General features: G+C 72.2%; 7 protein-coding genes, 1 pseudogene and 1 riboswitch. Of the genes and pseudogenes, 7 read left to right on the top strand and 1 reads right to left on the bottom strand.

All coding sequences use genetic code 11. The annotated features are described in order from the left end of the window. The 5 genes and pseudogenes from TNCT1_RS22825 to TNCT1_RS35885 all read left to right on the top strand — a co-directional run. Positions 1-152, top strand: a pseudogene (locus tag TNCT1_RS22825) (4-hydroxy-3-methylbut-2-en-1-yl diphosphate synthase); the annotation flags it as partial. 35 nt (positions 153-187) lie between these two features. After that, positions 188-2,143 (top strand): 1-deoxy-D-xylulose-5-phosphate synthase, encoded by a 1,956-nt coding sequence (dxs, locus tag TNCT1_RS22820; RefSeq protein ID WP_174266404.1) that lies wholly within the window; start codon positions 188-190, stop codon positions 2,141-2,143. Beyond that, positions 2,140-3,525: an aspartate aminotransferase family protein gene (locus tag TNCT1_RS22815; protein WP_143635093.1), complete on the top strand. Its 1,386-nt coding sequence runs from the start codon at positions 2,140-2,142 to the stop codon at positions 3,523-3,525. Before dxs ends, TNCT1_RS22815 begins: the two co-directional genes overlap by 4 nt. Before the next feature lie 75 nt (positions 3,526-3,600). Then, complete coding sequence (locus tag TNCT1_RS22810) at positions 3,601-4,224, top strand: helix-turn-helix domain-containing protein (protein ID WP_143635091.1); 624 nt, start codon at positions 3,601-3,603, stop codon at positions 4,222-4,224. Next, complete coding sequence (locus TNCT1_RS35885; RefSeq protein ID WP_174266403.1) at positions 4,221-4,343, top strand: DUF6126 family protein; 123 nt, start codon at positions 4,221-4,223, stop codon at positions 4,341-4,343. Before TNCT1_RS22810 ends, TNCT1_RS35885 begins: the two co-directional genes overlap by 4 nt. Positions 4,344-4,349: 6 nt before the next feature. Here the strand turns inward: TNCT1_RS35885 and TNCT1_RS22805 are convergent, their stop codons facing one another. After that, positions 4,350-5,147: a tyrosine-protein phosphatase gene (locus TNCT1_RS22805; protein ID WP_143635088.1), complete on the bottom strand. Its 798-nt coding sequence runs from the start codon at positions 5,145-5,147 to the stop codon at positions 4,350-4,352. 172 nt (positions 5,148-5,319) lie between these two features. On the opposite strand from TNCT1_RS22805, the gene TNCT1_RS22800 reads away from it, so the two are divergent. Together TNCT1_RS22800 and TNCT1_RS22795 are read left to right on the top strand one after the other, a co-directional pair. Beyond that, positions 5,320-7,416, top strand: a complete 2,097-nt coding sequence (locus tag TNCT1_RS22800; protein WP_143635084.1) for an alpha-galactosidase — start codon at positions 5,320-5,322, stop codon at positions 7,414-7,416. Between the two features lie 304 nt (positions 7,417-7,720). Continuing rightward, a riboswitch (cyclic di-AMP (ydaO/yuaA leader) is annotated at positions 7,721-7,880 on the top strand. A gap of 4 nt (positions 7,881-7,884) precedes the next feature. Then, positions 7,885-8,838 carry a M23 family metallopeptidase gene (locus TNCT1_RS22795; RefSeq protein ID WP_143635081.1) on the top strand — a complete coding sequence of 318 codons (954 nt, stop codon included), beginning with the start codon at positions 7,885-7,887 and terminating at the stop codon, positions 8,836-8,838. Positions 8,839-8,985: the final 147 nt, after the last annotated feature.

The raw sequence follows: 8,985 nt of genomic DNA, 5'->3' as shown, positions 1-8,985 counted from the left end.
ACCTGGGCGTCGCCTCCGGCAACGGCAAGGGCCAGATCTTCGTCAAGGGCGAGGTCATCAAGACCGTCCCCGAGTCGAAGATCGTGGAGACCCTCATCGAGGAGGCCATGAAGCTCGCCGAGGGGACGAGCGCCGCGGACGGGTTGAGTTGAGGCAAGGCACGGCACGGACCGAGAGGGGGCCCAGCGTGACGATCCTGGAGACCATCCGGCAACCACGCGACCTGAAAGCGCTGTCCGAGGCGGAACTCGGTGAACTGTCCGAGGAGATACGCGAGTTCCTGGTGCACGCGGTGGCCAGGACCGGTGGTCACCTCGGGCCCAACCTGGGGGTGGTGGAACTCTCCATCGCGCTCCACCGGGTCTTCGAGTCGCCGGTCGACCGCATCCTGTGGGACACCGGCCACCAGAGCTATGTGCACAAGCTCCTGACCGGACGTCAGGACTTCTCCAAGCTGCGCGGCAAGGGCGGCCTGTCCGGCTACCCCTCCCGTGAGGAGTCCGAGCACGACGTCATCGAGAACAGCCACGCCTCCACCGCGCTGGGCTGGGCCGACGGCCTCGCCAAGGCCAACCAGGTGCTGGGGGAGCGGGGCCATGTGGTCGCCGTCATCGGCGACGGGGCGCTGACCGGCGGCATGGCCTGGGAGGCGCTGAACAACATCGCGGCCGCCAAGGACCGGCCGCTGATCGTCGTCGTCAACGACAACGAGCGCTCCTACGCGCCGACCATCGGGGGCCTCGCCAACCACCTGGCCACCCTGCGCACCACCGACGGGTACGAGAAGGCCCTCGCGTGGGGCAAGGAGGTGCTGCTGCGCACCCCGGTGGTGGGCGGCACCATCTACGAGTCCCTGCACGGCGCGAAGAAGGGCTTCAAGGACGCCTTCGCCCCGCAGGGCATGTTCGAGGACCTGGGGCTGAAGTACGTCGGCCCGATCGACGGACACGACATCGGCGCCGTCGAGTCGGCGCTGCGCCGCGCCAAACGCTTCCACGGGCCGGTCGTGGTCCACTGCCTCACGGAGAAGGGCCGCGGCTACGAACCCGCCCTCGCCCACGAGGAGGACCGCTTCCACACCGTCGGCGTGATGGACCCGCTCACCTGCGCGCCGCTCTCCCCGGCCGGCGGGCCGTCCTGGACCTCGGTGTTCGGCGACGAGATCGTCCGCATCGCCGAGGAACGCGAGGACGTCGTCGCGATCACGGCGGCCATGCTGCACCCGGTGGGCCTCGGTCCCTTCGCCGAGCGGTTCCCCGACCGGGTGTGGGACGTCGGCATCGCCGAGCAGCACGCGGCGGTCTCGGCGGCCGGGCTCGCGACCGGCGGACTCCACCCCGTCGTCGCCGTCTACGCCACCTTCCTCAACCGCGCCTTCGACCAGTTGCTGATGGACGTGGCCCTGCACCGCTGCGGGGTCACCTTCGTGCTGGACCGGGCCGGCGTCACCGGAGTGGACGGGGCTTCGCACAACGGCATGTGGGACATGTCCGTCCTTCAGGTCGTGCCCGGGCTGCGGATCGCCGCCCCGCGCGACGCCGGGCAGTTGCGCGCCCAACTGCGCGAGGCCGTCGCCGTGGACGACGCGCCCACCCTGGTCCGCTTCCCCAAGGAGCCGGCAGGCCCGGACGTACCGGCCGTCGGCCAGGTGGGCGGGATGGACGTCCTGCTCCGCGACGAACACTCCGAGGTGCTGCTGGTGGCGGTCGGAGTGATGGCGCCGGTGTGCCTCCAGGCCGCCGAACTGCTCGCCGCCCGGGGTGTCGGCTGCACGGTGGTGGACCCCCGCTGGGTCAAACCCGTCGACCCCGCCCTGCCGGGCCTGGCCGCCGGACACCGCCTGGTCGCCGTCGTGGAGGACAACAGCCGTGCGGCCGGCGTCGGTTCGGCCGTGGCCCTCGCCCTCGGCGACGCGGACGTGGACGTGCCGGTACGGCGGTTCGGCATCCCGGAGCAGTTCCTCGCGCACGCCAAACGCGGCGAGGTGCTGGCCGACATCGGCCTCACGCCCGTGGAGATCGCCGGGCGCATCGGCGCGAGCCTGGGCGCCGCCGCGAACGTCCCCGCCGGGCGATCGACCGGACTTCCGCAACAGGGCCCGGCCGTCGCGTCCGTCGACGGCGCAGCCAAGGAGAGTGAATGAGCACGGAGTTCGACCTCGGCGCCCTCCTCGCCGAGCGCGGAGCCGAACGCTACGAGCTGCACACCAAGCACCTCAACCCGCAGCTCCCGCGCATGCTGCACACCATCGGCTTCGACCGCGTCTACGAACGGGCCGAGGGCGCCCACTTCTTCGACGCGGACGGCACCGACTACCTGGACATGCTCGCCGGGTTCGGCGTGATGGGCCTCGGCCGCCACCACCCGGTCGTCCGCAAGGCGCTGCACGAGGTCCTGGACCTGGGCCTCGCCGACCTCACCCGTTTCGACTGCCAGCCGCTGCCGGGCCTGCTCGCCGAGCGGCTGCTCGCCCACAGCCCGCACCTGGACCGGGTGTTCTTCGGCAACAGCGGCACGGAGGCGGTGGAGACCGCCCTGAAGTTCGCCCGGTACGCCACCGGCAGGCCCAGGGTCCTGTACTGCGACCACGCCTTCCACGGCCTGACCACCGGCTCCCTGTCGGTCAACGGCGAGGACGGCTTCCGCGACGGCTTCGCCCCGCTGCTGCCCGACACCGCCGTACCCCTCGGCGACCTCGACGCCCTCGCCCGGGAGCTGAGGAAGGGCGACGTGGCCGCCCTGATCGTCGAGCCCATCCAGGGCAAGGGCGTGCACGAGGCGCCGCCCGGCTATCTACGCGCGGCCCAGGAACTGCTGCACCGGCACAAGGCGCTGCTGATCGCCGACGAGGTGCAGACCGGCCTCGGCCGCACCGGCGACTTCTACGCCTACCAGCACGAGGAGGGGGTGGAGCCCGACCTGGTGTGCGTGGCCAAGGCGCTGTCCGGCGGGTACGTGCCGGTCGGCGCCACCCTGGGCAAGGAGTGGATCTTCAAGAAGGTCTACTCGTCCATGGACCGTGTCCTGGTGCACTCGGCCAGCTTCGGCGCCAACGCCCAGGCCATGGCCGCCGGGCTCGCCGTGCTCTCGGTGATGGAGAACGAGCAGATCGTCGCCGGGGTGCGCACGACCGGCGAGCTGCTGAGGTCACGGCTCACCGCGCTGATCGACCGCTACGAGCTGCTCGCGGACGTGCGCGGCCGGGGTCTGATGATCGGCATCGAGTTCGGGCGGCCCTCCTCGCTGAAGCTGCGCGGCCGCTGGACCATGTTGCAGGCCGCCCGCAAGGGCCTGTTCGCGCAGATGGTGGTCGTCCCGCTGCTGCAGCGGCACCACATCCTCACCCAGGTCTCCGGCGACCACCTCGAGGTGATCAAGCTCATCCCGCCGCTGATCATCGACGAGGCCGACGTGGACCGGTTCGTCACCGCCTTCACCGCCGTCATGGACGACGCGCACAGCGGCGGCGGCCTCATGTGGGACTTCGGGAAGACGCTGATCAGGCAGGCGGTGGGCAACCGCTAGAACCGCCCACCGGACCGAGTTTGCCTCGGAGGCAAGAAATTTGCCGCAGAGGCAAATCTGCGGCTCAATGGAGGCATGAACGCCTCAGAAGTCCCGCCGCCGGCGGGCGAGGGCGGCGACCTGCCCGCCGTGGCGCCGCAGCTGCGCGAGCTGCGCCGGCGTGCCGGCCTCACCCTCGAGGCGGCGGCCCGCTCCGCCGGGCTCTCGCCCGCCCACCTCTCCCGGCTGGAGACCGGCGGGCGCCAGCCCTCGCTGCCGATGCTGCTCGCGCTCGCCCGTACCTACGGTACGACCGTCTCCGAACTGCTGGGCGAGCGGGTCGCCGACCGGGACGCCATCGTGCGCGCCGCCGACATGGAGCCCACCCGGGCCGGCGGCTGGACCTACTACCAGGCCGGCGCTTCCGGCCGGGGCATGCAGGCGCTGCGCGTCCGGGTGCCTCACGGCGCCCAGGGCGACATCGTGCGCGTCCACCCCGGCGAGGAGTGGCTGCACGTGCTGAAGGGGCGGCTCAGACTGCGCCTCGGCGACACCACGCATCTGCTCGCCCCCGGCGACAGCGCGCACTTCGACTCCCTCACCCCGCACCGCCTGGCCGCCGAGGACCAGGACGGCGTGGAGCTGCTGTTCGTCCACACCCTGCTGCAGAGTCCCACGGCCGCGCTGTGCCTGGGCCCCTCGACTGGAGAACTGCCATGAGCAACTTCGAGGAGAAGTTCCCCCGAGCCCTGTGGATCCGGCTGGTCATCTACATCGCCGTGGGCCACCTGTTCGCCGCGTTCCTCTACCTGCTGTTCGCGGTGGGTGCCAAGAGCTGACGGACGTCAGTCGAGCAGGCGCTCCCGCAGCCGCTCACGCGTCCCTTCGGTGAGCCCCAGGCCCTGCTCGAAGTAGGCCTCGACCCCGCCCCACGTAGCGTCGATACTCGCGAACGCCGCCTGCAGGTACTCCTCCCGGGCGTCGAACAGCGGGCTGAGCAGCTCCATCACCTCGGGGGTGTACGCGGTGTCGGGGCTGCCGTTGCGGCGCACCTTGTAGCGGCGGTGCTTGGCGTTGGACTCCAGGTAGTCGGCCACGATCGCGTCGCGCTCCACGCCCACCGCGAGCAGGGTGACCGCTATCGAGATGCCCGCCCGATCCTTGCCGGCGGCGCAGTGCATCAGCGCGGGGACGCTGTCCTCGGCCAGCGAGTGCAGCACCCGCGAGTGCTCGGCGGTGCGCTCGGTGACGATCGTCCGGTACGAGGCGACCATCCGGGCGGCGGCCTTGCCGTCCGCGAGGATGTCGCGCAACTGGTCGAGGTCGCCGTCGCGGACCATCTTCCAGAACTCGGCGCCGTCCGCCGGATCGCTCAGCGGCAGGTTCACGTTCCGCACGCCCGGCAGCTCGACGTCCGGGCCCTCCAGCCTGCGGTCGGCCGCGTTGCGGAAGTCGAACACCGTGTGCAGGCCCAGGGCGCCGAGGAAGGCGGCGTCCTTCTCCGTCGCGTGCGCGAGGTGGCCGCTGCGGAACAGCACCCCCGGGCGCACCCGCCGGCCGTCCACGGTCGGCATTCCGCCCACGTCGCGGAAGTTGCGCACGCCGGCCAGCTCGGGCTCGGTCGACGGGACCTGCTGCGTCACGGGGGCTCCTCCCGGTCGGACCCCGTCGGCTCGGCTCGCCGGCGGGCGCTGCGACGACGATACGACATCGGTCACCTCGGGCAATGAGTTGTCCACAGGCGTTGCCGACCGAGCTCACGGGCCCCGATGATGTGCCCACCTGAGCGAATCTGTTGACACCTGTGAGGTCTCGATGGTGGACATCGCCGAGAACGGTCGCACCTGGCTCCTGACCGGGCCCACCAGCGGCTACGCCCTGCACCTGACCGAGGCGGACGAACTGCTCCACCTCCACTGGGGCCCCCGCATCGCACTCGCCGACGCCGAGGCCCTGGCCCGGAGCCCGCTGCCCGGCTACCGGCCCTTCGAGTCCCCGCTCGACGGCCGCGAGGAGTACCCCGTCGAGGGCGGCCCCCGCTTCGTCCGCCCCGCCCTCTCCGTGCGCACCGGCGAGCGGCGCGGCACCGAGTGGCGATTCGTGTCGTACGAGGTGGCGGACGGCCCGGAAGCCGGCGCCGAGGGCGCGGAGCTGCGGCTGCGCTTCGACGACGACGGACTGGCGATCACCCTGCACCACCGGATGCGCGGAGACGTCGTGGAGCGCTGGGTCACCCTGGACAACCACGGGCAGGCAAGCGTGGAGCTGCTGCGCGCCGACGCCGCCACCTGGACCCTGCCCGACCGCGAGGGCTGGCGGCTGTCCCAGCTCCACGGCCGCTGGGCCGCCGAGTCCCTGCTCACCCGCGCGCCGCTCACCCACGGCGAGAAGGTCATCGGCAGCCGCCGCGGCCACACCGGCCACCAGCACCTGCCCTGGGTCGCCCTCGACACCGACGCCACCGAGGAGCGCGGCGAGGTCTACGGCTGCGCGCTCGGCTGGTCGGGCTCCTGGCGGATCGCCGTCGCGCAACTGCCGGACGCGCGCGTGCAGATCACCGGCGGCGCCGGCCACGACAACTCGGGCCTGCTGCTCCTGGAGCCGGGGGAGTCGTACACCACCCCCGTCTTCGCGGGCCTGTGGAGCGACGGCGGCTTCGGCGGGGCCAGCCGGACCTGGCACGCCTACCAGCGCGCGCACGTCGTCCCGGACGCCGGGCGGGACCGGCCGGTGCTGTTCAACTCCTGGGAGGCGACGTACTTCGACATCTCCGAGGAGCAGCAGGCGGCCCTCGCCCGGCGGGCGGCCGGCATCGGCGTCGAGCTGTTCGTCGTCGACGACGGCTGGTTCGGCGCCCGCACCAGCGACCGCGCGGGCCTCGGCGACTGGACCCCCAACCCGGACCGGTTCCCGCACGGCCTCAAACCCCTGGCCGACCAGGTGCACGGCCTCGGCATGCGGTTCGGCGTCTGGGTCGAGCCGGAGATGGTCAACCCGGACAGCGACCTGTACCGCGCCCACCCCGACTGGGTCCAGTACCAGCCGGGCCGCAGGCGGACCGAACTGCGCAACCAGCTCGTCCTCAACCTCGCCCGCGAGGACGTCCAGGAGTACCTGTGGGAGCGGCTGGACGGCCTGCTGTCCGGCGCCCCGATCGACTACGTGAAATGGGACTTCAACCGCTGCTTCACCGACGCCGGGTGGCCGGGGGAGCCGTACCCGCAGCGCCTGTGGATCGACCACGTCCGCGCGCTGTACGCCCTGCTGGACCGGTTGCGCGCCGCCCACCCCCGGGTCGCCTTCGAGTCCTGCTCGGGCGGCGGCGGGCGGATCGACCTCGGGGTGCTGAGCCGCACGGACCAGGTGTGGACCTCCGACAACACCGACCCGCTCGACCGGCTCGCCATCCAGCACGGCTTCAGCCAGATCCATCCCGCGCGCGTGATGGCGGCCTGGGTCACCGACAGCCCCAACACCCAGCTCAACGGCAGGTCGAGCTCGCTGCGCTTCCGGTTCGTCAGCGCCATGGCGGGCGTGCTCGGGGTCGGCGGCGACCTCACCGAGTGGACCGACGAGGAGCTGGCCGAGGCCCGTGAGTGGGTGGCCCTCTACAAGGAGATCCGGCCACTCGTCCAGCACGGCGACCTGTACCGGCTGCGGCCCCCGGCGGGCGGCCTGAGCGCGGTCCAGTACCTGCTGGGGGACGAGACGGTGGTCCTGGCCTGCCTCCAGGCGCAGAGCTACGGCGAGCCGGTACCGCGCGTGCGGCTGCGCGGACTCGATCCGACAGCCTCGTACGAATGCCGCGAAACGGGTGAAGTGCACCGAGGGGCGGTGCTGCTGCACCACGGCGTGCGGACCGGCCTGCGCGGCGACCTGGACGCGACGGTCATCCGCCTGCGCCGCATATGACCCTTCTGTTCAGGTTCGACTCTTCACCCCAACTTGTCCTGAAATGAGGGAACCTGGTGGGGGAGCGCGTGAGCAGCGTCATAGGCGTGACCGTCCGCTGTTCATCATGTCCACCTAATCCCGCTGAGCGGCCGGGGAATTGAGCGAGTGGCGCGGCCCGGAATTCACCCACGGTGACCGCGAATTCCCCTTTTCGATCTTCTGGTGCCCGAAAGCCGGGAATCGGCCGCTTGTTTCGATGTCTCCAGCTCGCTTACGTTCACCACCGATCCGGACGGAACGCCGAATCCTGCCGCCGCCCGGAACCCCACACATGACCCGTGCCCGGCAGGAGCGGGGGACCCACCAGGCACGACCGCCTGTCCCGGTCTCCGCGACAGGCTCGGGGTGCAGCCGCGCACCGCGCGGCAGGGCAGCTCCCGCCCGAACCCGACAGCTCACCCCGCAGGCACCGGAGAGGAATGCGTCATGTCCACGAAGGGTAAGCACCGCCGTCCCAGGACCCGGCGTTTCACCCGGTCCATCGCCGTCGCCGGAACCGGCGGCGCCGCCCTGGCCCTGCCCCTGCTGGGGGCCGCCGCAGCGCACGCCGCCACCGCCCAGCCCGGCACCGGGGCGGCCGTGCTGCCGGTCAAGACCGTGCAGAGCACGGCGGCCGTCCAGCGGGACGCCGGTGCCCGCACCTACACGGTGAGGCCCGGCGACTGCCTCGCGCGGATCGCCGACGACCAGCGTGTGAGCGGCGGCTGGCAGCGGCTCTACGCGGACAACCGGCAGGCCGTCGGCGAGGATCCGGCGCTGATCCACCCGGGTCTGAAGCTGTCCCTCGGCAAGAAGGCCGCGGCTCCGGCCCGCACCGGGACCTCCGCCCCATCCGACACCGCCTCCTCGGACACCGCGCGGTCCGCAGGGCCGTCGGACGCCCGGGCGGCGGCCCCGGCGAAGGCCGTCCCGGCCACCCAGGCGTCCACCGCGGCCCGGACGGCCGAGGCCGTGCCGGCCGCCGCCCCGGCCACCGGCTACACCCTGCCGGTCGCGGTCCCCACCGTCGGCACCGGCTACCACGTGGCGGGCAGCATGTGGTCCAGCGGCTACCACACCGGCATCGACTTCGTCGTCCCCACCGGCACCTCCCTCAAGGCCGTCGGGGCCGGCACCGTCGTCTCCGCCGGCTGGGGCGGCGCGTACGGCAACCAGGTCGTCGTCAGGTTGAACGACGGCCACTACGCCCAGTACGCCCACCTGTCGCAGCTCTCGGTGTCGGCCGGTCAGACGGTGACCGCCGGTCAGCAGGTCGGCCTGTCCGGCGCGACCGGCAACGTGACCGGACCGCACCTGCACTTCGAGATCCGCACCACGCCGGACTACGGCTCGGACGTGGACCCGGTCGCCTACCTGCGCTCGCACGGCGTCGCCCTGTAGCCGCCCCCGCCAGGGGCGCGCGAGGCACCACCACCTGCCTGACACGCCTCCGGAGGCCGGACCCCCGATCCCCGGATCCGGCCTCCGGTGTGTCCGGACGGTCCGCGTAGCGGCTCTATTCCTGGGTTGGCAAATTCTTTACGGGTG

Source organism: Streptomyces sp. 1-11, from assembly GCF_007176755.1.
Lineage (GTDB): Bacteria > Actinomycetota > Actinomycetes > Streptomycetales > Streptomycetaceae > Streptomyces.
This window is presented reverse-complemented; position numbering and strand designations above follow the sequence as displayed.